Source organism: Bacillus sp. L75 (genome assembly GCF_003676355.1).
GTDB classification, from domain to species: Bacteria; Bacillota; Bacilli; order Bacillales; family Bacillaceae; genus Bacillus; species Bacillus velezensis.
Window position 1 is genome coordinate 1 of record NZ_ML064970.1, and the last position, 321, is coordinate 321.

General features: G+C 38.0%; 1 protein-coding gene. It reads right to left on the reverse strand.

The window, feature by feature from the left end:
* Positions 1-190 (reverse strand): hypothetical protein (locus D5S11_RS19760; RefSeq protein WP_164833872.1); only part of this gene is annotated, 190 nt, incomplete at its 3' end.
* Positions 191-321 lie beyond the last annotated feature (131 nt).

Consider the following 321-nt stretch of genomic DNA (forward strand, 5'->3'; position numbering starts at 1 on the left):
GACTAACACGGCTTGATGTGCTGGTGATGTTATTCTGCCCATCATCAATAATATCAGTATCGCCGCCTGTTCTTTGCCATAACTGAAACAATATGGTTTCAACCTGTCTTAGATAGTCCCTTGTAGGTTTATCTTTTAATAATGCAGGTGGCACCTGTAATTGCGGTGGTGGATTTATACGATTAGCCATATCACTTACCTGCCAATCGTAAGTCAATAGTAGCTGAATAAATAGAACAGCTAACAGCATCAGTTATCGAAATTCGAAATATTCTGTCGTAAAAACTACCTAAATCAAACCATTCAACCTGTAATGTGTTT